This window comes from Streptomyces hirsutus, from assembly GCF_001418415.1.
In the GTDB taxonomy this organism is placed as follows: domain Bacteria; phylum Actinomycetota; class Actinomycetes; order Streptomycetales; family Streptomycetaceae; genus Streptomyces; species Streptomyces hirsutus.
This window is the reverse complement of the sequence record NZ_LIQT01000734.1, coordinates 1-1,334: the sequence shown is the minus strand read 5'-3', so window position 1 is coordinate 1,334 and position 1,334 is coordinate 1. Positions and strand designations below refer to the sequence as shown.

The 1,334-nt window shown below is 69.0% G+C and carries 1 rRNA gene and 1 pseudogene; both read right to left on the bottom strand.

From position 1 onward, the window contains the following. Positions 1-845 (bottom strand): annotated as a pseudogene (locus AOK11_RS41300) (hypothetical protein); the annotation flags it as partial. A 270-nt stretch (positions 846-1,115) separates the two neighbouring features. Beyond that, a 5S ribosomal RNA gene (gene rrf / locus AOK11_RS38035) occupies positions 1,116-1,232 on the bottom strand. Positions 1,233-1,334: the final 102 nt, after the last annotated feature.

Sequence of the window (1,334 nt, the reverse complement as noted above, 5' to 3'; positions counted from 1 at the left end):
CCGGTCCCCGCCGCGACTGTCGTCCCGACGGAACCCACTGCGGTCACCACCGCGGTGGTCGTCCCGGCCGCGGAAACCGCCCCGGTCGCCACGGTCGTCACTGCGCCGGTCATCCCGACGATCATCACGTCGGTCATCTCGGCGATCATCACGTCGGTCATCTCGGCGCTCGCCACGGTGATCGTCCCGGCGATCGTCACGTCGGCTGTCGCCACGGGTGTCGTCGCGACGGAAGCCACCACGGTCCCCGCCACGGCTGTCATCACGCCCGCGGTATCCGCCACGCTCGCCGCCACCGCGGTTGTCATCACGCCGGAAGCCGCCCCGGTCACCGCGGTGGTCGTCCCGGCCGCGGTATCCGCTCCGCTCGCCGCCACGGCTGTCGCCACGGGTGTCGTCGCGACGGAAGCCGCCACGGTCAGCGCCCCGGTCCCCGCCGCGACTGTCGTCCCGACGGAACCCACTACGGTCACCACCGCGGTGGTCGTCCCGGCCGCGGTAACCGCCCCGCTCGCCACCACGGGTGTCGCCACGGCTGTCGTCCCGACGGAACCCACCACGGTCAGCGCCCCGGTCCCCGCCGCGACTGTCATCACGGCCACGGTATCCGCCCCGCTCGCCACCACTGCGGTTGTCATCACGCCGGAAGCCGCCCCGCTCACCGCCACGGCTGTCGCCACGGCTGTCGTCGCGACGGAAGCCACCACGGTCAGCGCCCCGGTCCCCGCCCCGGCTGTCATCACGCCCGCGGTAACCGCCCCGCTCACCGCCACGGCTGTCACCGCGGCTGTCGTCCCGGCCGCGGAAACCGCCCCGCTCCGGTCGGCCGGCACCTCGGTCGTCACGCCGATCGTCCCGACGGACCCCACGGTCGCGGTCGCTGGATCGACGTGGGCCGGCGCTCCGCGGGCCGCCTCGGTCCGAACGGTCACCACTGTCCCGTCGCCGCTGGTCGCGCTCCGGTCGGTCGTCGGGAGAGTTGGTGGACATCGGTGACTCCTGTCTTAGGTACTGCAAATATTCTCGCGCGGTCGGACATCCGACGCGCTCCAGAAAATAAAAAAGGACCCCTGGCCCCAGCTGAACGCTGGTGACCAGGGGTCCTTCCAAAGATTGTTCGGCGGCGTCCTACTCTCCCACAGGGTCCCCCCTGCAGTACCATCGGCGCAATAAGGCTTAGCTTCCGGGTTCGGAATGTAACCGGGCGTTTCCCCTACGCTATGACCACCGAAACCCTAATGGTTTCGAGCGAACAAGCACACTTTTCTTTTATGTTCTGCTCAAAGCCGACAACTGTTCGTTGTCTCAGAACTAACACAGTGGACGCGAGCAAC